This window comes from Gammaproteobacteria bacterium (genome assembly GCA_034522055.1).
GTDB lineage: Bacteria > Pseudomonadota > Gammaproteobacteria > JAABTG01 > JAABTG01 > JAABTG01.
Genome location: JAXHLS010000002.1, coordinates 1,752,205 through 1,770,140, shown reverse-complemented (window position 1 = coordinate 1,770,140; position 17,936 = coordinate 1,752,205). Strand labels below are relative to the sequence as shown.

The following is a 17,936-nucleotide window of genomic DNA, read 5'->3' as shown; positions in this document are numbered from 1 at the left end:
CCTGGGTCGTGAGGCTGGGTTGGCCTGCGTCAGGTGCGTAGGATTTGTGGACGGCCATCGGTCGGGTTCGGCGCCAGTGCTCAGGCAGCGCTGCGAGCGCGCCGCGGTGATGGCTTGCGCTCGGTGTGGAAGACATCGAAGAAGAGCTTTTCATCGAGCTGGGTGAGTTCGTGGCGGCTGGCATGGGCGAGGATTTCGGCGGCCATATTGGTCAGCACACGGTAGTTGCCCATGGCATGATCGGCCAGCGCCTGTGCCAGCTGTTCGCTGAACAGACCGGGGTTGCCGGCGCTTGTGCAAAGATGCTCCAGACAGGCGAGGAGATGGTCGCGTGAGGCGTGCTCAAGCGCCAGGCGGGCCCGGATGCGCGAGCCGAGCGGGAGCAGATCGTCACGCCGGAGCAGGTCGGTCAGGCGTTGATCGCCGGCGAGGACCACGCTCAGCAAGGTGCGTGAGTCGAACTGGGACGAAGCGAGCAAGCGCAACTCATTCAGTACCACAGGCGCGATCTCCTGGGCTTCATCGATCAGCAGCACGGGGCGCATGAGTGAGGCGTCGAGAGTCGCCAGCCAGCGGGTGCGCAGCCCCTTGAAGCCCATCCAGCGATTGTGCGGCTTGAGATCGACGCCGAACAGGTCTCCCAGCTCGCGGTAGAAGTCCGCGAGGTTGGCGCTCGGATGGGTCAACGCGGCTATGGTCAGGTCGGGCAGGCGCCCGAGGCGGGCGGCGAGGATGCGCAATGCGACGCTCTTGCCGGTGCCGGGCGCGCCGGTAATGAGGGCAAAGCCGCCTTCGCGGACATGGGTGTGCTCAATACGCCAGGCGAAGTCCTCCAGCGCAGGCGTTGCCATCAATGCCTCGGTGGGCAGTTCCGGCGAGAACGGATTCCACTTGAGGCCGTAGAGTGCGAGCAGGGATTTGTTCATGGGTCAGTATCCTCGGGATCGAAGGGCAGATAGGCCGGCGGTATGCCGGTGGCGGCATACTCGGCCATGAGTTGGTCAAGCAACGGCGCCATACCGGCGCGCGTGTTAGCGTTGGCCGGCAGGGCATCGACCGACGTGCTGTCATCCACCGGCGCGAGGGCCCGTCGTCCATGCTCGGCATTACGCTGCTTGTCGAGTGGATAGAGCACGGCGACGGGTTGTTCGGTGTGGGGATCGAGCAGATCAATACTCGCAAGATCCCAGCGTGCGTAGCGCAGCTGCAACCGGTGGAGGTGGCGGAACCGCGAGGGCACCTCGAAGCGGGTGCCCAGTACGGTGCAGGTGCCATCGGAGCGACGCTGGACACGCGTGGTCTGTGCGCGGAAGCTGCGGCGTAGCATCTCGGCATCGGGGCACTCGCGGGCAACGTCGGGGCCCTGCCGATAGCGCTCAATGGGCGCGCAGCCGAGCTCGTGATGGCGGCGACGCTGATACTCGCCCTCGACCCAGGCGAGTGTTGCGCGGTTGAGACTCTCCAGTGTCAGCTGCTCGACGCCCTCGAGCATGGCGAGCAGGCGACCCTCAACGACCGACCACCAGTTCTCCTGCTTGGCATTCTGGTAGTTATGGTCTCGACTTCATAACTACCATTATGTCGCCGAGTCAGTTATGTGCTGTCGCGTCGCAGAAGCCCTGGATCAGCACGTTTCGTGCGATTTTTGCAGCACATAATTTTTCCTCCGAGACTGGAGCTCCCCTCACACCATCAGTAAGGAGAGCTCAGCATGCTGAATCAACTCTATGTACAACCCGCCGTGTTGGCGCGACATCGCGCCGCCCCGTGTTGCACCGAGCGAGAGCGATATCTGGGGCACTGCGCAGAGCGAGGCTATAACCGTAACGGACTACGTAAGATCGCCTGGATGTTGCTTGTAATCGTGAGCAGCCTCTGTATCGACCAGCGCACGATATCCGTGGTTGAGATTGAACGGGCAGCGCGTCAATACATGCGGACCACCCGATATCGGAGTCGAGATCATCGTCGAACCACACAGCAGCTGTTCATCCGGATTGCCACCGCTTGGCTTGAGTTTCTCGGGCGACTCGAGCCCAGAACACTGCCCCGTGTTAGCGGCTGAGTAAATCCGCGCATAAATGGCGAAGGTCGCAGTCGCAGGTTCAGGCGGCGTGACTCGGCCTCAGCGCGGATAGGTCGCCTCGACTCAAGCCAGGTCACGCCGCCGGTGTGGGTTTAAGGGTCGGCTTAGAAGGTCAAGTCATCGTCGTCGACTTCAAAGGTCGTTATGCGTTCTTGTTGCATGAGCTCGACCAGCTGCCGATCGTATCGGCTCCAGATGGCATCGCGGAGGTCGTCGATAAAGTCATAGACTGCCAATGCCTGCTCTGGTGTCCAGTCGTCCGGTATCGGGGGATGGGTCATGGTTGGGCTCCTTTGTTGGATTTGGCTGCGGATTGGCGCCGCTGCGCCTGTTGCTGCTGTCGCTCCTTGGCCTCCTTGAGCCGGTAGGATTCACCTTCGATAGTGAGGATCTCGGAGCGGTGTACCAGCCGGTCCACGAGGGAGACCACGCAGGAGGCGTTGGGAAAGACTTCACCCCATTCGGCGAAGGGTCGGTTGGTGGTGACCAGGGTGGATTTCTCCTCGTAGCGGCGGGAGACGATCTCGAACAGCAGATCGGCATGGCGATTGGAGTAGGCGAGATACCCCACCTCGTCGACCGCTAGCAGTTGAGGGCGGGCGTAGCGGGCGAGGCGCCGCTTGAGGGCGCTGTCGCCATCCTGGGCGGCCAAGTCATTGAGCATCTGGCCGGCGCTGGTAAAGAGGACGCTGTGGCCGGCCAGCACCGCTTGATGGGCGATGTTGCGGGCCAGGGTGGATTTGCCGACCCCGTTGGGTCCCACCAGGATGATATTGACCGCCTCGGTAAGGAAGTCGAGGCGCATCAGCTCACTGACCAGTTCCCGGTCGCAACGGCTGGGCCAGCCCCAGTCGAAGTCGGCCAGGGGTTTGAAGCGGCCCAGCCGCGCCCCTTTCATGCGCCGCTCGAGGCTGCGGTCGGCACGTTCTTCCTCTTCCCACTGGATCAGGGACTCGACCCAGCCAGCGTCGGCGTGCTCCTCCCAATGGCTCAGCAGGCCATGGAGCTTGAGGGCCGTGGCCCGTTCTTTCAGGGATGGGTTAGGGATCATTGGGGCTCCTCCTGGGCGTCGTCTTCGGCTTCGGGCGGGGTGGACTGCAAGGCGTCGTAGCCGCCCAGATCATGGGTGCGTACCACCAGCCCCCTGGCGCGCGCGTGGTCGATGCGCACTCCCACCCGGGGCGGCTGGTTTCTCGCCTCGCGCCTCCGCTGCAGGGCGATGCGCACGCCGTTGGGGTGAGCGACCCCGTGGGCCAGGCTCTCCTGGATGGCCGCTTCCAGCTCGGGGGCGCCGTAGGCATCGAGGAGGCGCAGCAGGGCGGCGGTGATGGCGCCGAGGTTGTCGCCACGCTCAGCGGCCTGTATGAGTAACTGCCGGCTGGCCGGTGCGGCCTGGGCCAGGTGGTCCTGGCCGCGATGATGCCGGGCCTGGCGTTTGATCTGGACCAGTGCCTCGATGTGTTCCGGCTGTTCGATCTGCCGGCCCTTGTCGTAGCTGCGCGGGTGGCGGGCGATGACGTCTCCGCCGTCGAGGATCCGCACCTCGGTGGGTGAGGCCGAGACGGTGAGGGTGCGGCGCACATGGGTGTGGGGCACGCTGTAGTCGTTGCCCTCGAAGCGCGCGTAAGGGGTCTTGCCGATGTGGACCTCGACCCGCTCGTCGGTGGGATAGGGGTTATCGGGCAGCGCCAGCAGGGGCTCCTGCTCGAAGGCCTGGCGCACCGAGAGGGCACGGTCCTCCGGGCAGGGCCGGTCCATGGCCCAGCCGTTGCACCAGGCCTCGGCCTGGGCGTTGAGATCATCGATGTCGGTCCATTGGCGGGCCGGCCAGAAATTATCGCGTATCGTGCGGATGGCGCGCTCCACCCGCCCCTTCTCGTTGCCCCGGGCCACCGCCACCGGACGGGGCTCAAAGCGGTAGTGGGCGGCGAACTCGAGCAAGGTGGGATGGAAGCGGATGGCCTCACCCTGGCGCTCCAGCACGGCGCTTTTCAGGTTGTCGTAGAGCAGGACCTTGGGCAGGCCGTTCGAGGCAGTGAAGGCCGCCTCGTGGCCCCGCAGGAAGTTGGCCATCTTGGCACCGAGGAAGAATTACGGTGACAGTGCATTCAATTGGAATTACGGTGACAGTGCATTCAATTGACTCCCTCGACACCTCCGGTTAGTTTCGTTCCATGGCTCGCCTCGCCCGCGTCGTCCTTTCGCATGTTCCGCATCACGTGACCCAGCGCGGCAACGGGCGGGCGCGGACGTTTTTTGGCGACGCGGACTATCGCCTCTATCGGGACCTCCTGGTCGATCATGGCCGACAACACGGGGGCGGTATTTGGGGATGGTGCCTGATGCCGAACCACGTTCATCTGATCCTGACGCCGTCGGACAAGGACGGGCTGCGGGCAGTGCTGTCGCGGGTTCACCGGCAGTATGCCGGGCATGTTCATGCCCGCGAACGGCGCACCGGTCATTTCTGGCAGGGCCGGTTCGGGTGTGTGGCAATGGACGAGGCGCATCTGGTAGCGGCCATGGCCTATGTGGTGTTGAACCCCTTCGGGCACGGCTGGTAGAAAAAACGCAGGACTGGCCCTGGTCATCCATCCACGCCTACCTTCGCCCTGACAAGGGGGACGGCGTGACGGATGTCGAGGCGCTTACGCCGTACCTGGTGGCCGCGAAGCAGATCATCGCTGCCGGCGAAGAAGACGCCCGGTTCGACGCCCTGCGCCGATCGGAAACAATCGGCCGCCCCATTGGAAACGATGCCTTTCTGCGGTGGGTCGAGGAGCAGGTCGGGCGAACACTGAAGCCCGGCAAGCGGGGCCGAAGCCGCGATAGGCGAGGCGGCGGTGTTGGGCAGTGGAATTAAGTGCACTGTCACCGTAATACCTGTCACCGTAATACCCAGTAGACGTTAGGGTTTTAGGTGGTTCTCTTCTGCTTCAGCCGATAGCTCTCTCCTCCCATCATGAAGATGTGTGAGTGGTGGATGATGCGGTCGACGACGGGCACGGCGACGTTGTCGTGGTGGAAGTAGTCGGCCCAGTCGGTGAACTCCTTGTTGGTGGTCAGGATGATGGAACGGTACTCGTACAGGGCGTTGACCAGTTGGAACAGGTTGTAGCGGGCCTGGCTGCCCATGGGCAGGTAGCCGAGTTCGTCGATGATGAGGACGTCGAACTTGGAATTACGGAATTACGGTGACAGTGCATTCAATTGACTCCCTCGACACCTCCGGTTAGTTTCGTTTTATGGTTCGCCTCGCCCGCGTCGTCCTTTCGCATGTTCCGCATCACGTGACTCAGCGCGGCAACGGGCGGGCACGGACGTTTTTTGGCGACGCGGACTATCGCCTCTATCGGGACCTCCTGGTCGATCATGGCCGGCAACACGGGGTCGGTATTTGGGGATGGTGCCTGATGCCGAACCACGTTCATCTGATCCTGACGCCGTCGGACAAGGACGGGCTGCGGGCGGTGCTGTCGCGGGTTCACCGGCAGTATGCCGGGCATGTTCATGCCCGCGAACGGCGCACCGGTCATTTCTGGCAGGGCCGGTTCGGCTGTGTGGCAATGGACGAGGCGCATCTGGTCGCGGCCATGGCCTATGTGGTGTTGAACCCCCTGCGGGCACGGCTGGTGGAAAAGGCGCAGGATTGGGCCTGGTCATCCATCCACGCCTACCTTCGTCCCGACAAGGGGGACGGCGTGACGGACGTCGAGGCGCTGACGCCGTACCTGGTGGCCGCGAAGCAGATCATCGCTGCCGGCGAAGAAGACGACCGGTTCGAGGCCCTGCGCCGCTCGGAAACAATCGGCCGCCCCATTGGAAACGATGCCTTTCTGCGGTGGGTCGAGGAGCAGGTCGGGCGAACACTGAAGCCCGGCAAGCGGGGGCCGAAGCCGCATAGGCGAGGAGGCGGTGATGGGCAGTGGAATTAAATGCACTGTCACCGTAATTCGTAATTTGACCGTAAGACGGTTAAGTAACCATACGAGTTCAAGCCTGTTATGACGAATTATCTGGAACGCATCACCATCGAGCCAGGCAAGCGGGGCGGCAAACCGTGCATACGCGGTATGCGCATAACAGTCTATGACGTCTTGGACTGGCTCGCATCTGGAGCCAGCGAGGCGGAAATTCTGTCTGATTATCCTGAACTTACGACGGAAGATATCCGCGCGTGCCTGGCCTTCGCGGCCGACCGCGAGCACCATCTGGCAACCCTCGGCCCGGCTTGAAACTTCTGCTCGACGAAAACCTCTCCTTTCGCATGCTGAACTGCCAATTCCGGTGACCCAATTCCGGTGACAGTGCATTTAATTGACTCCCGCCTCACCTAGGTCACCGTAATAGGGCGAACGCTGAAGCCCGGCAAGCGGAGGCCGAAGCCTCCATAGGCGAGGAGGCGGTGCTGGGTAGCGGAATTAAATGCACTGTCACCGTAATACGAAGCCGCGATAGCCGAGGAGGCGGTGATGGGTAGCGGAATTAAATGCACTGTCACCGTAATTCCGGAAATAAGTGCACTGTCACCGTAATTCCTGTCACCGTAATTCCGTAATTCGTCACCGTAATTCCCGTAATCCTGGAATTTCGTAATTTGCCAGAGCCCATAAAAAACGGGGCCCGAAGGCCCCGTTTTCGTGTGCTAAGAGGGCAGGGCCCGCTTAGAACTTGTGGCGCATGCCGACGGAGAAGCCGGAGGACTCGCCACCCAGGTCCGTGACACCCTGGTCGGAGTTGCCGTCGCCGTTGTCGAAGCCGGAGCTGTTGAGGGTGGCCCCGGAGCCACTCTCGTTATCCAGGCTGGCATAACGGGCGTACAGCATGGTGCGCTTGCTGAAGTTGTGGTTCAGGCCGATGGTCCACACATCGAACTCACGATCATCCGTGAAGCCGGCGACGTTATCATAGTCGGACTGCCCGTAGGTCACCATGGCCTGGTTGTTGCCGAAGGTGTACTGGCCGCCCAGCCACCACGCATCGTGGTCGAGGCCGTCCACACCAGCCTCGTCCTTACCCATCTGGTACAGGCCGGAGAACTTAAAGTCGCCGAAGGTGTAGGCACCACCGAAGCGCCACGCCGTCTGCTCATCAGTGCCTGTGGCGAGAACACTGCTACTCACGCCAGACGCCCCTTCGTTCAGTTGCTCGTAGGCGACGGTAAGGAACAGGGGGCCATTGCCGTAGAAGGCCGCCACGGACCAGGCGTCACCATCGTCGATGCCCTCTTCGGGGATATAGGCCACGGCGCCCTGGAAGCCGCTGAAGTTGGGGGTGAAGTAGGCCAACGCGTTGCGAGCCCGAATGTCGTAACCAAGACCGGTATCCGTACCAGCAGTCGTAGTCGTGGCAATCGAAACCGGTTGGTTGAAGACGGCACGGTTTTCGCCCAACTGCTCGGACTCATAGAGGTCGGTTTTGCGCCCGGCGATCTTGAACGGCGTGTCATGACGACCCAGGCGCACCTCGCCCCAGCCACCGGACAGGCCAGCCCAGGTATTACGTTGGTTGAGGCCGGTGCCATCACCGTCGACCTTGATGGCGCTCTCGATCTGGAAGTTGGCCTTCAGGCCGCCCCCCAGATCCTCGGAGCCCTTGAAGCCGAGGCGGGAACTATTGGAGTTGATGGACTGGTTGTCATCCTCAAAATTTAACGCAGATGCGGCGCCAGTGACGTCAGTGGTGTCGTTATCGATGAAGTTGTAGGACACGTCCATCTTGCCGTAGACGGTGACGTCGGCGAGGGCCACGGGGGCGGCCATGGCGGAGGCCACGGCCAGGGCGATGAGTTTTTTCTGCATGTCTTGCTCCTTTGCTTAAGCAATTAAGTAGCGGTTGTTGTGGATGCCCCGGGCTGGTGTTGCGCCCCGGGCGCCCTCCCTTCGAGAAGGATGAACAGATTCTGGCACGCCGGGACCATGAATGCAACATCAATTTACATTTCCACAACAGGTCGCGACAAATGTTGTATAACCGCAACACGCGCGGCGGAAAAAAGCGGTTAACTACGAAAAACGCGAAAGACCACGAAATGATTTTTTGGCTCAGAACCGGTGGGTCGAACGGGTCCGCCCTAGTGTTAAATTACGGTGACAGTGCATTCAATTTACTCCCGCGTCACCTCCGGTTAGTTTCGTTCCATGGCTCGCCTCGCCCGCGTCGTCCTTTCGCATGTTCCGCATCACGTGACCCAGCGCGGCAACGGGCGCGCGCGGACGTTTTTTGGCGACGCGGACTATCGCCTCTATCGGGACCTTCTGGCCGATCATGGCCGACAGCACGGGGTCGGTATTTGGGGATGGTGCCTGATGCCGAACCACGTTCATCTGATCCTGACGCCGTCGGACCAGGACGGGTTGCGGGCGGTGCTGTCGCGGGTTCACCGGCAGTATGCCGGGCATGTTCATGCCCGCGAACGGCGCACCGGTCATTTCTGGCAGGGCCGGTTCGGCTGTGTGGCAATGGACGAGGCGCATCTGGTCGCCGCCATCCCCAAGCGGGGGCCGAAGCCGCCATAGGCGAGGAGGCGGTGATGGGCAGCGGAATTAAATGCATTGTCACCGTAATCAGGCGACCGCCGCAGAGCGTCGATATTGCCCGCGGCGTTGCGCTAGACTGCCCCCGACGCAGGATGTGAACCCCCAGCAAGGATGCGCGATGCCCGACCAATCTATCTCCGACGACCACGACAGCCCCTGGAAGGAGGCGCTGGAGCGCTACTTCCCGGAGTTCCTGGCGCTGCTCTTTCCCGAGGTCAACGCCGGCATCGACTGGTCCCGCGGCCACAGCTTTCTCGACAAGGAACTCCAGCAGGTGGCGCGTGACGCCGAGGCCGGCCGGCGCCACGCCGACAAGCTGGTGCGGGTATGTGCCGCCGACGGGGCCGAGACCTGGGTGCTGGTGCACGTGGAGGTGCAGGGCCAGCCGGAGGCGGCCTTCGCCGAGCGGATGTTCACTTATCACTACCGGCTGCTGGATCGCTACGGCCGAGATGTGGTGAGTCTGGCGGTCCTCGCCGACGCCTCGCCGGGCTTTCGCCCGAGCAGCTATCGCCGCGGGCGCTGGGGTTGTGAGTTGGCCTTTCGCTTCCCGGTGGCGAAGCTGCTGGACTGGGCGGCCGAGCCGGCGTGGTCAAAGCTGGAGGCGAGCGAGAGCTGCTTCGCCCTGGTGGTGATGGCGCAGATCCGGGCGCGGGCGACGCGGGATGCCGAGCAGCGCCGGGCCTGGAAGTTCCGCCTGGTACGGCTGATGTATGATCGGGGCTACAGCCGCGATGTTATACTGGAGCTATTCCGGGTCATCGACTGGATGATCCGGTTGCCCGAGGACCTGGAGGAGGCCTTTCGTGAAGAACTCTACCAACTGGAGGAGGCCAAGCGCATGCCTTATGTGACCACCGTGGAGCGTGCGGGCATCGAGAAGGGTCTGCAACAAGGCTTGCAACAGGGCTTGGCGCAGGGTCAGAAGTGGGGCCTGGCGCAGGGTCAGAAGCAGGGCCTGGCGCAGGGCCAGAAACAGGGTGAGGCTGCGGTGCTGCTGCGACTTCTGGCGCGCAAGTTCGGCCCGGCGGCGGCCGAGGCCCACCGCGCACCCATCGAGGCCGCCGACGCCGAGACGCTGCTCGCCTGGAGCGAGCGTATCCTCGACGCCGAGACACCCGAAGACATCTTCGACACGGAGTAAACGCCAAAGCGGCGCTTGAAGGGCCAACGGTGCTCCGCACCATCGGGCTACGGCGGGCGCCATGAAGGCATTGGCCACTGCCGCCGCTCTCCCCTCTCCCCTCTCCCCTCTCCCCTCTCCCCTCTCCCCCGTGCGGGAAGGATCCCTTTTCGCTGGAAAGAGCAAGTGAATCGCCGAGGGGGATCGGCTCCAAAAAGCAAAAAGCTGTAACCACGAAATACACGAAAGATCACGAAATAATTTTTTGGCTCGGGACCGGAGGGACAACCCGGGCCGCCCTACGGTTACCGCGGCCCTGGCCAGGGCGCCGCAGGGTGCTTTCGCGTATTTCGCGTTTTTCGTGGTTAAAAGCAGTTCAACTACGAAAGACGCGAAAGACCACGAAATGATTTTTTGGCTCGGGACCGGAGGGGCAACCCGGGCCGCCCTACGGTTACCGCGGCCCTGGCCAGGGCGCCGTATGGTGCTTTCGCGTATTTCGCGTTTTTCGTGGTGAAAAGCAGTTCAACTACGAAAGATACGAAAGGCGCGAAAGGGGGAAGGCCGGGGGGGCTTCAGCTATCCCTGTGGAGCGACGCCCGCGTCGCGATTGCCCGACTCTGTGGGCGACGGGAACCCGGGGCGCCTCTGGCGCTCTAAGACGCCGAGTGCTAACCTTATGACAGAGAAAACAATTTTGGAGAATTATTCATGGTAACGACCCTCAACGCTCTTATGGCGCTGCCGGCGGGCAGCCTGGAAGAATATGAGCGCAGCGTCAATCTCATACCCATGCTGAGCGCCGATGAGGAGTACCGCCTCGCCCGGAGATTCCGTGACCACCAGGACCTGGACGCTGCCCGCCAGTTGGTGCTGTCCCATCTGCGTTTCGTGGTGCGGGTAGCCAAGGGCTACCGTGGCTATGGCCTGGCCCACGGGGATCTCATACAGGAGGGCAACATCGGCCTCATGAAGGCCGTGAAGCGTTTCGATCCCGACATGGGGGTCCGCCTGGTGTCCTTTGCAGTCCACTGGATACGGGCGGAGATGCACGAATTCATCCTGCGCAACTGGCGCATCGTCAAGGTGGCGACCACCAAGGCCCAGCGCAAGTTGTTCTTCAACCTGCGCGGGGCGAAGAAACGCCTCGGCTGGATGAATAACGACGAGGTGAACGCGGTGGCCGCAGACCTCGGTGTGCCCGCCAAGACCGTGCTGGAGATGGAGCAACGGCTCAACGCCCACGACGCGCCCTTCGATGGCTACGGCGACAGCGATGACGACGACGAGCGGCCGGCACCCGCCGGCTACCTGCAGGACCTGCGTTACGATCCGGCCCTCGAGGCGGAAGCGGACGATTGGTCCAACGACGCCCATGATCGCCTGTTCCGGGCCATGGAGGTACTGGATGACCGCAGCCGGCGCATCCTCGAGCGGCGCTGGTTGGGAGACGACAAGTCCACCCTGCAGGAACTCGCCGACGAGTATCAGGTTTCGGCGGAGCGCATCCGCCAGCTCGAGAAGAACGCTTTCAAGAAGCTCAAGACCGCCATGGCCGCCTGAGGGAGGGCCTTCGCGAGGACCACGAACAGGGGCGCCTTCGGGCGCCCTTTTTTTACGGTGAATTCTTAACTACGAAACACGCGAAAGACGCGAAAGAAAAGCAATCAAATCGCTGGGTTACCCCTCAGGTCGATGATAACCAACGGCTTCACCTCATCGATGACCAAGCGACTTGGCTCAGCACGTTTGCCTCGACCTGTTAAGCAGGCAGTCTTTTTCCTTTCGCGTCTTTCGCGCCTTTCGTAGTTCCAACCGCTTTTCCTGCCGGCGTTTAAACGGACTCCGCCGGCGGAAACACGTCGCTGCGTATGGTTTCCCGGTAGCCGTGCCAGGTGGCGTGGCCGATGAGGGGCATGAGCACGGCGAGGCCCACGAAGGCGGTGGCGAAGCCCACCAGGGTGAGGCCGACGATGAGGGTGGCCCACACCAGCATCGCGCCCTTGTTGCGCAGCACCGCGTTGATGCTGGTGATGATGGCCGTCACCACATCCACCTTGCGGTCCATCATCATGGGCAGGGAGAAGGCACTCACGGCGAACACGAAGCTGGCGAACACCGCGCCCACGCTACTGCCGATCCCCAGAAAGGTCGCCAACTGGGCCAGGGACGGGTCGCCGTCGGTGGGAAAGAAGACGTGGATCATGGACGCGGCCCGCGCCCATACCAGCAGGATCAGGGTCAACACCACCGCGAACATCAGCTCGTTGCCGAGATGCTTGCGGCTCTGCAAGGCGCAATGGCCGAGAGTCGGCGTCTTGCCCCTGGAGATCTGACAGCTGATATCGTACAGGGAGAAGGCCAGCACCGGACCCACCAGCACGAAGCCCGTCAGGAGGCTGAACAGCAATATGTGGTTGCCGGTGCTCAGCACCAGATAGGTGATCAAATAGGAAAACAGCACCAGCATCACACCATAGCTCAGGCTGGCCAGGGGCGCCCTGCGGATGTCCGCCCAGCCGCGGCGCAGCCAACCGAAGGGCGCTCCCAGGGAGAGGGTATTGGCCGGGGCCACCAGGGGCAGCGGCTCGCCGGAATCGGCGCGGGACTCTGTATCACTCACGATTCACTCCTCCTTTGTGCCATGCCTTGCGCATGGTGTGCTCAAGGGACTTCCGTATCTCCGGGGTCCCGATTTGTAGTTGTGTGGGCCGGCCTGGTGACCTCCCGGATCAGATTCTAGATGAAAAGCCGGGGGATCCTGAAGAAAAAGCGAGGGTATTCCGCGTTTGGCAGACGAACCATCCCTGGGTCATTGTTTTCGTCCGCGACGGATTGGAGTGGCCGCGCCTCTAGGATCAGGGATCGTCCTTCCGTTCATCGCCATCCGGGGGCTCTGCGGGGGGCGGGTCGTCGTCCATGAGGATGCGGTGGGCCGGCCCTTCCATGTCATCGTACTGCCCGGACTTGACCGCCCAGAAGAAGATGGCCACGGCGATCACCAGGATCACCAGGGCCACGGGAACGAGATAGTAGATGACTTCCATGGTTACCGCCTGTGTGCCGCCTCGCCGCCTGGTCAGGAATGATCGGCGGCGATGGCGGGGGTTATGGGGGTGGCGCGCGCGCGCCCCCGGCGCGCCCGCAACCTGAGGGCGTTCAGCACCACCAACAGGGAGCTGGCCGACATGCCGATGGCCGCCATCCACGGCTGGACCAGGCCTGCCACCGCCAGGGGCAGGGCCACCACGTTATAGATTAGGGCCCAGGCCAGATTCTGGCGCACGATGCCGAGGGTGTGGCGCGCCGTGGCGATGCCATTGGGGATATGGGGCAGATGGTCGTTGAACAGCACCAGGTCGGCGTGAGTCTGGGCGATGGCCGAGGCCTTGCCCATGGCCAGGGATACATCGGCCCCGGCCAGCACCGGCGCATCGTTCACGCCATCCCCCACCATCAGCACCACTTCCCCGTGGGCCTGCAGGGCCGCCACGGCGGCGAGCTTGTCCTGGGGCAGCATGCGCGCCCGCTGGTCGGTGATATCCAGGGCCGCGGCCACGGCGGCGACGGCACCCTCGCCGTCGCCGCTGAACAGGGACACCTCGAGGCCCATGTCGCGCAGCCGGCCCACGGCGTCCCGGGCACCCTCCCGCAGGCGATCGGCGAGGGTGAAGGTGGCGATCGGGCCCGCGGGATCCGCCAGCATCACCTCGGTGTCCCGGGCGTCCGGGGATACGCCGCCTGGCGCGCCGTCGTGGCCGGCGAAGGCGGGGGTGCCGAGACGGAAGGTCACGCCGTCGACGATACCCGTGATGCCCTCTCCGGAGCGGGCCGTGACCTCCCTTGCCTGCGGGCCGTCGCCGGCGGCCCGGCGCAGGGCGCGGCCGATGGGGTGCTCCGAGGCCTGCTCGAGGGCGCCGGCCAGCGCCAGGGCGCCGGACGCGGTCCAGCCGTCCCGCAGCACCGCTACGTCGACCACCTCGAGATGGCCCACCGTCAGGGTGCCCGTCTTGTCGAACACCACCCGGGTGGCCTTGCTCAGCACCTCGAGGGCGTGGCCGCGGGTGGCCAGCAGGCCCTCGGTGGCGAGGCGCCCGGTGCCGGCGGCCAGGGCCGCCGGCGTGGCCAGCGACAGGGCGCAGGGACAGGTCACCACCAGCACCGAGAGGGTGATCCAGAAGGCATCCGCCGGCGCCTCCAGGTGCCACCACCAATAAGTCGAACCGGCCACCAGCAGGATCGCCGCCACGAACCAGGCGGCCACCCGGTCCGCGACGCGGGCGAGGCGGGGTTTCTGGCCCTGGGCCCGGTCCAGCAGGCGCAGGATGGCCGCCAGCACGGTGTCCTCGCCGACCTCGGTGACCTCCATCAGCAGCGGGCTTTCCACGTTCACCGTGCCACCCACTACGCCGTCGCCGGGGGATTTCAGCAGCGGCATGCTTTCGCCCGTGAGCAGGGATTCGTCCACCGAGCTGTGGCCCTCCAGCACGCGGCCGTCCGTGGGCACCGCCTCCCCCGGACGCACCCGCAGGCGGTCGCCGGGGACCACATCGGTCACGGGCACCATGGACTCGCCCGCCGCGTCCACCCGGCGGGCCATGTTGGGGGCCAGGCGCACCAGGTCCTCACCCGCCTGGGCGGCGCGGTGGCGGGCGCCCATCTCCAGGAAGCGACCCGTGAGCAGGAAAAGGGTGAACATGCTCACGGAATCGAAATAGACCTGGCCGCTGCCGCTTGCGGTGGCCCAGGCGCTGGCCACGTAGGCCACCCCGATGGCCAGGGCCACGGGCACATCCATGCCCAGACGCAGGTGCCTGAGATCGGTCCAGGCACCACGAAAGAAGGGCTGGGCCGAATACAGCACCACCGGCGTGGCCACCAGCAGACTGACCCACTCGAAGAAGTGCTTGTAAGCAGGCTCCATGCCGGTGGCCTCGCCGACGTAGAGGGCCACCGCGAACATCATCACCTGCATGGTGCCGAGGCCGGCCAGGGCGATACGGCGCAGGAACACCCGGCGCTCCCGATCGGCCACCTGTTGCTGGCGGTTGGGATCGTAGGGGTGGGCGACGTAACCGATGTCGGCGATGGCCTTCAGCACGTCGGACAGGCGGATTACCCGGTTGTCCCAGCGCAGGCGGGCGCGATGGTTGGAATAGTTGACCCGGAACTCCAGCACGCCGGACAGCCCGTTCACATGGCGTTCGTTCAACCAGATGCAGGCCGCGCAGGTGATACCCTCGAGAATGAGGGCGGCCTCGCGGATGTGCTCGCCGTCGGCTTCCACGAAACGGGCCTGCAGCCTCTCGTCGTCGTACACCGCCAGCCGTTCCAGTTCCTCCGGCACGACGGCGCGCCCCGTGGGCCCGGCATCGGTGCGGTAGCGGTAATAGTCCCCGAGGCCGCTGGCCAGGATGGCCTCGGCCACCGCCTGACAACCGGCGCAGCAGGTGGGCTGGGGCTCGCCGTCGAGTTCCACGGGATAGTGGGCCCCCTTGGGCACGGGCTGTCCACAATGGAAACAGGTCTCCGGCTCGTCCATCAGCGGGTCATCGGATAAGGGGGGCGGGCGGCGTGGGTCACGGCATGGGAGCCCGGGGCCGGGGAAGGGGCCCCTAGAGATAGTGGTCGAACAGCAACGCGCTGAACAGGCCCATCAGATAGATGATGGAATAGCCGAAGGTCTTCATGGGCAGGGAGGGGTCCTCCTCGCGATACAGGCGCACGGCATACAGCAGGAACACGCCGCCGAGGAGAACTGCGCAGGCCAGATAGAGCAAGCCGCTCATCAAGGTCAGATAGGGCAGGATGCTGACGATAACCATGAGTATGGTGTACAGCAGCACATGCAGGCGCGTGAACTGGTTGCCGTGGGTCACCGGCAGCATGGGCAGATCGGCCTTGGCGTAATCCTCCCGGCGATGGATGGCCAGGGCCCAGAAGTGCGGCGGGGTCCAGGTGAAGATGATCAGAAAGAGCAGCAGGGCATGACCGTCCACGGTGCCGGTGACGGCGGCCCAACCGAGCACCGGCGGGGTAGCCCCGGCGGCGCCGCCGATGACGATATTTTGAGGTGTGGCGCGCTTGAGGAACAGGGTATAGACGATAGCGTAGCCGATCATGGACAGGAAGGTGAGCACCGCGGTGAGCATATTGACCTGGGTCACCAGCACCAGCATCGACAGGCCGGCGAGGAACAGCGAGAACAGCAAGGCGTCACGGCCATCCACTCGTCCCGAAGGCAGGGGCCGTCTCCGGGTGCGGGACATGAGGGCGTCCGAGCGCTGTTCCACCAACTGGTTCACGGCGGCGCCCGCCGCGGCCCCGAGGCCGATGCCCAGGGTGCCGAACACCAGCACGCGCCAGTCGACCATATCGGGGGTGGCCAGGAACATGCCCACCAGGGCGGTAAACACGATGAGGGCCACCACCTTGGGCTTGGTAAGCTCGTAGTACTCCTTGATCAGCGTCGCCGGATTGACGACCCCGGAGCCGTGGATTGCCTTTGCCGAATGACTCACGTCGCGCCTTCCATCACGGGGATTGCACCGATGGACCGCCGGTGGACTACATGGTTCAAGGTCACTACAGATAACAACAGTAAGGCCCCCACCGCATTGTGGGCAACCGCCACCCCCAGGGGCAGGGCGGCGACGATGTTGGTGATGCCGAGACCCACTTGCAGCACCAGCAGCACCATCATGGCCAGCGCCAGACGCTGGCCGCCGATGCCTGCTGTCCCTTTCAGAAAGTAAGCGCCCACAAACAGCAACCAGCCTGCGGTTACTATGGCGCCCAGCCGATGACTCATGTGAATGGCGGTGCGGGCGGCGCTGTCGAGGATGCCGAACTCGTAGTTGACCCCGACTCCCCGCCACAGCACGAAGCCCTCGCTGAAGTCCATGGCCGGCCACCACACCGACTGGCAGGTGGGGAAGTCGGTGCAGGCGAGGGCGGCGTAATTGGCGCTGGTCCAGCCACCGAGGGCGATCTGGGCGTATAGAACCACGAGGGAGACCAGGGCGATGAGCCGTGGCGTCAAGGACACGGAATCGTCATCGACGCCCGCGGCCAAACGCGTCCCCGGGGCACGGCTACGCAGGAACAGCCACCACAGCAGGGCCAGGGTGGTGAATCCCCCCAGCAGATGGGCCATCACCACCACGGGCTTGAGCTGGAGGGTCACGGTCCACATGCCCAGCAGGGCCTGGAACACCACCAGGGCGGCAATGGCCATGGGCAGGGCGACGCCGCGGCCTTCATCCTGACGCCGGCGCCAGGAGAGGATGGCGATGGCGAAGATCATGAGACCCAGGGTGCCGGCGAAATAACGATGCACCATCTCTTTCCAGGCCTTGGGCGATTCGACAGGGCGCTCCGGGAAATTGGCGTTGGCCGCCGCCACGGCATCGGGCGACTCCGGGACTCCCAGGTGGCCGTAACAACCCGGCCAGTCGGGGCAGCCGAGGCCGGCGTCGGCGAGCCGGGTATAGGCCCCCAGGATCACCACTACCAGCGCGAGGACCGTGGTGAGCAGCACCAGCAGGCGATAATAGGGTCGAGGCGTCGCGTTCATCCTATCTGGGAGGCCTTGAGCAGGGTGCGCAGGTCGATGAGCACCCACTTGGGATCGGTGCCCGCGGGGTAGACCATCATCAGGTTACCGAGGGGGTCGACGAGATAGGTACGGCCCCAGGGGGCGGCATCCACGTTGAAAGATTCGGTGAATTCGCCGGCCAGGCCATCCGTACCACCGGTGCGCACCAGCAGGCGGGGCAACTCTTCCCGCAGTGCGCGAAACGCCTCACCGACATCACCGGCGACGGGGCGATCCACCAGCAGCAGGGTCTGAGCGCGGTGTGAGTCCTCACCCAGGGCCTGGCGCACCTTGTTCATGTCCCGCAGGCGCTGGGCGCAGGACGGGCCGCACTGCTCCCGCGCCAGGAAGACGATGGTCCATTTGCCGAACAGCTCCGCCAGGGGCGCGGTGGCGCCGGAGGGATCCGCTACGGCCTGGACAGGCAGGGGCCGGGCCGGCGTGATGAGGGAGCCCATGGCCGAAGTCTCCTGTGGCGTCAGTTGGTCGCCGAAGAAGTAGATGGCCGTGGACAGGACCACCGGCAGGAGGAAGATCACCACCAGGGCGCCCAACTGCAGAATGGTACGGCGACGATTGGCGTCCATTGGT

17 protein-coding genes and 3 pseudogenes are annotated in these 17,936 nt (G+C 64.1%); 7 read left to right on the top strand and 13 right to left on the bottom strand.

Translation table 11 applies throughout. The annotated features are described in order from the left end of the window. Positions 1-80: 80 nt before the first annotated feature. The 5 genes and pseudogenes from U5S82_08635 to U5S82_08615 form a co-directional block, all read right to left on the bottom strand. A complete protein-coding gene (locus U5S82_08635; protein MDZ7751713.1) occupies positions 81-926 on the bottom strand; it encodes an ATP-binding protein in 846 nt (281 codons plus the stop codon). Further along, positions 923-1,492, bottom strand: coding sequence for a hypothetical protein (locus tag U5S82_08630; GenBank protein MDZ7751712.1), 570 nt, complete (start codon positions 1,490-1,492; stop codon positions 923-925). Before U5S82_08630 ends, U5S82_08635 begins: the two co-directional genes overlap by 4 nt. Positions 1,493-2,190: 698 nt before the next feature. Continuing rightward, positions 2,191-2,367, bottom strand: a complete 177-nt coding sequence (locus U5S82_08625; GenBank protein ID MDZ7751711.1) for a hypothetical protein — start codon at positions 2,365-2,367, stop codon at positions 2,191-2,193. Further along, positions 2,364-3,137 (bottom strand): IS21-like element helper ATPase IstB, encoded by a 774-nt coding sequence (gene istB, locus U5S82_08620; protein ID MDZ7751710.1) that lies wholly within the window; start codon positions 3,135-3,137, stop codon positions 2,364-2,366. The genes U5S82_08625 and istB overlap by 4 nt, the downstream gene beginning before the upstream one ends. Next, positions 3,134-4,177 (bottom strand): annotated as a pseudogene (locus U5S82_08615) (IS21 family transposase). Before U5S82_08615 ends, istB begins: the two are co-directional and overlap by 4 nt. An 83-nt stretch (positions 4,178-4,260) precedes the next feature. On the opposite strand from U5S82_08615, the gene U5S82_08610 reads away from it, so the two are divergent. Both U5S82_08610 and U5S82_08605 read left to right on the top strand, forming a co-directional pair. Continuing rightward, positions 4,261-4,650, top strand: coding sequence for a transposase (locus U5S82_08610; protein MDZ7751709.1), 390 nt, complete (start codon positions 4,261-4,263; stop codon positions 4,648-4,650). 65 nt (positions 4,651-4,715) lie between these two features. After that, a complete protein-coding gene (locus U5S82_08605) occupies positions 4,716-4,949 on the top strand; it encodes a hypothetical protein (protein ID MDZ7751708.1) in 234 nt (77 codons plus the stop codon). Positions 4,950-5,002: 53 nt separating this feature from the next. On the opposite strand, the pseudogene U5S82_08600 reads toward U5S82_08605, so the two are convergent. Further along, positions 5,003-5,266: pseudogene (locus U5S82_08600) on the bottom strand (ATP-binding protein). Positions 5,267-5,331: 65 nt separating this feature from the next. On the opposite strand from U5S82_08600, the gene U5S82_08595 reads away from it, so the two are divergent. Together U5S82_08595 and U5S82_08590 are read left to right on the top strand one after the other, a co-directional pair. Then, complete coding sequence (locus U5S82_08595; GenBank protein ID MDZ7751707.1) at positions 5,332-6,021, top strand: transposase; 690 nt, start codon at positions 5,332-5,334, stop codon at positions 6,019-6,021. A gap of 69 nt (positions 6,022-6,090) precedes the next feature. Then, positions 6,091-6,321 carry a DUF433 domain-containing protein gene (locus tag U5S82_08590; protein ID MDZ7751706.1) on the top strand — a complete coding sequence of 77 codons (231 nt, stop codon included), beginning with the start codon at positions 6,091-6,093 and terminating at the stop codon, positions 6,319-6,321. A 429-nt stretch (positions 6,322-6,750) separates the two neighbouring features. Here the strand turns inward: U5S82_08590 and U5S82_08585 are convergent, their stop codons facing one another. Continuing rightward, positions 6,751-7,887: a porin gene (locus U5S82_08585; GenBank protein ID MDZ7751705.1), complete on the bottom strand. Its 1,137-nt coding sequence runs from the start codon at positions 7,885-7,887 to the stop codon at positions 6,751-6,753. A 339-nt stretch (positions 7,888-8,226) separates the two neighbouring features. Here U5S82_08585 and U5S82_08580 point away from each other — a divergent pair. The 3 genes and pseudogenes from U5S82_08580 to rpoH all read left to right on the top strand — a co-directional run bounded on the left by U5S82_08580 (position 8,227) and on the right by rpoH (position 11,311). After that, a pseudogene (locus tag U5S82_08580) lies at positions 8,227-8,577 on the top strand (transposase). Positions 8,578-8,743: 166 nt separating this feature from the next. Then, the gene (locus U5S82_08575; GenBank protein MDZ7751704.1) at positions 8,744-9,769 is read left to right on the top strand and encodes a hypothetical protein; all 1,026 of its coding nucleotides are present in this window, start codon (positions 8,744-8,746) and stop codon (positions 9,767-9,769) included. A gap of 690 nt (positions 9,770-10,459) precedes the next feature. After that, positions 10,460-11,311 (top strand): RNA polymerase sigma factor RpoH, encoded by an 852-nt coding sequence (gene rpoH, locus U5S82_08570; GenBank protein ID MDZ7751703.1) that lies wholly within the window; start codon positions 10,460-10,462, stop codon positions 11,309-11,311. Between the two features lie 271 nt (positions 11,312-11,582). On the opposite strand, the gene U5S82_08565 is transcribed toward rpoH, so the two are convergent. From U5S82_08565 to U5S82_08540, 6 genes are all read right to left on the bottom strand, one after another. Next, complete coding sequence (locus U5S82_08565) at positions 11,583-12,371, bottom strand: DUF2189 domain-containing protein (GenBank protein ID MDZ7751702.1); 789 nt, start codon at positions 12,369-12,371, stop codon at positions 11,583-11,585. A gap of 235 nt (positions 12,372-12,606) precedes the next feature. Further along, entirely contained in the window at positions 12,607-12,795 is a 189-nt protein-coding gene (gene ccoS / locus U5S82_08560) for a cbb3-type cytochrome oxidase assembly protein CcoS (GenBank protein MDZ7751701.1), read from the bottom strand. Between the two features lie 32 nt (positions 12,796-12,827). Continuing rightward, on the bottom strand, positions 12,828-15,290 hold the full coding sequence (locus tag U5S82_08555) for a heavy metal translocating P-type ATPase (GenBank protein ID MDZ7751700.1): 2,463 nt from the start codon (positions 15,288-15,290) through the stop codon (positions 12,828-12,830). Between the two features lie 73 nt (positions 15,291-15,363). Then, positions 15,364-16,269, bottom strand: coding sequence for a heme o synthase (gene cyoE, locus U5S82_08550; protein ID MDZ7751699.1), 906 nt, complete (start codon positions 16,267-16,269; stop codon positions 15,364-15,366). Then, the gene (locus tag U5S82_08545) at positions 16,266-17,324 is read right to left on the bottom strand and encodes a COX15/CtaA family protein (protein MDZ7751698.1); all 1,059 of its coding nucleotides are present in this window, start codon (positions 17,322-17,324) and stop codon (positions 16,266-16,268) included. Before U5S82_08545 ends, cyoE begins: the two co-directional genes overlap by 4 nt. Then, complete coding sequence (locus U5S82_08540) at positions 17,321-17,932, bottom strand: hypothetical protein (protein MDZ7751697.1); 612 nt, start codon at positions 17,930-17,932, stop codon at positions 17,321-17,323. Before U5S82_08540 ends, U5S82_08545 begins: the two co-directional genes overlap by 4 nt. Between the last annotated feature and the right edge of the window lie 4 nt (positions 17,933-17,936).

What these genes read in the sequence shown, in the direction of transcription:
- U5S82_08635 (MDZ7751713.1), bottom strand. Translation starts at nt 926, where the DNA reads ATGAACAAATCCCTGCTCGCACTCTACGGCCTCAAGTGGAATCCGTTC.
- U5S82_08630 (MDZ7751712.1), bottom strand. Translation starts at nt 1,492, where the DNA reads ATGCTCGAGGGCGTCGAGCAGCTGACACTGGAGAGTCTCAACCGCGCA.
- U5S82_08625 (MDZ7751711.1), bottom strand. Translation starts at nt 2,367, where the DNA reads ATGACCCATCCCCCGATACCGGACGACTGGACACCAGAGCAGGCATTG.
- istB (MDZ7751710.1), bottom strand. Translation starts at nt 3,137, where the DNA reads ATGATCCCTAACCCATCCCTGAAAGAACGGGCCACGGCCCTCAAGCTC.
- U5S82_08610 (MDZ7751709.1), top strand. Translation starts at nt 4,261, where the DNA reads ATGGCTCGCCTCGCCCGCGTCGTCCTTTCGCATGTTCCGCATCACGTG.
- U5S82_08595 (MDZ7751707.1), top strand. Translation starts at nt 5,332, where the DNA reads ATGGTTCGCCTCGCCCGCGTCGTCCTTTCGCATGTTCCGCATCACGTG.
- U5S82_08590 (MDZ7751706.1), top strand. Translation starts at nt 6,091, where the DNA reads ATGACGAATTATCTGGAACGCATCACCATCGAGCCAGGCAAGCGGGGC.
- U5S82_08585 (MDZ7751705.1), bottom strand. Translation starts at nt 7,887, where the DNA reads ATGCAGAAAAAACTCATCGCCCTGGCCGTGGCCTCCGCCATGGCCGCC.
- U5S82_08575 (MDZ7751704.1), top strand. Translation starts at nt 8,744, where the DNA reads ATGCCCGACCAATCTATCTCCGACGACCACGACAGCCCCTGGAAGGAG.
- rpoH (MDZ7751703.1), top strand. Translation starts at nt 10,460, where the DNA reads ATGGTAACGACCCTCAACGCTCTTATGGCGCTGCCGGCGGGCAGCCTG.
- ccoS (MDZ7751701.1), bottom strand. Translation starts at nt 12,795, where the DNA reads ATGGAAGTCATCTACTATCTCGTTCCCGTGGCCCTGGTGATCCTGGTG.
- U5S82_08555 (MDZ7751700.1), bottom strand. Translation starts at nt 15,290, where the DNA reads ATGGACGAGCCGGAGACCTGTTTCCATTGTGGACAGCCCGTGCCCAAG.
- U5S82_08545 (MDZ7751698.1), bottom strand. Translation starts at nt 17,324, where the DNA reads ATGAACGCGACGCCTCGACCCTATTATCGCCTGCTGGTGCTGCTCACC.
- U5S82_08540 (MDZ7751697.1), bottom strand. Translation starts at nt 17,932, where the DNA reads ATGGACGCCAATCGTCGCCGTACCATTCTGCAGTTGGGCGCCCTGGTG.